The sequence below is a fragment of the Pseudomonas sp. SIMBA_068 genome, assembly GCF_046534705.1.
In the GTDB taxonomy this organism is placed as follows: Bacteria; Pseudomonadota; Gammaproteobacteria; order Pseudomonadales; family Pseudomonadaceae; genus Aquipseudomonas; species Aquipseudomonas putida.
Map to the genome: position 1 here is coordinate 1 of NZ_JAWRYI010000339.1, position 283 is coordinate 283.

Below are 283 nucleotides of genomic sequence, written 5' to 3' on the forward strand. Positions count from 1 at the left end.
ACCCCAAGCCCCGGCCCGGCCCTGGCCTGACAATACCCCTGGCATCGCCGCGTCTGCGCGCAGCCGTTCGCAGCCTGCGGCAGCGGCTACAAAAGTCGCCGAACGGCACTGGCCCTGTAGCCGCTGCTGAGCTTGCGAAGCTGCGCAAAGGCCCGCAGGGCCTTGCCTGGCGATCTCCCGCCGAGCCCGCAGCAGCTTCAAGGCTGCCGCGGGTTTCACAGGGCAAAGGGAATGGTCAGCTTGGCCCAGAGCATGTCGCCCTCGGGGCGGTTTTCCACATCGA

The 283-nt window shown here is 68.2% G+C and carries 1 protein-coding gene; it reads right to left on the reverse strand.

The window, feature by feature from the left end; all coding sequences use genetic code 11:
* Positions 1-215: 215 nt before the first annotated feature.
* On the reverse strand, positions 216-283 hold a 68-nt coding region (locus tag SB756_RS29445; protein WP_410913092.1), incomplete at its 5' end, for a hypothetical protein.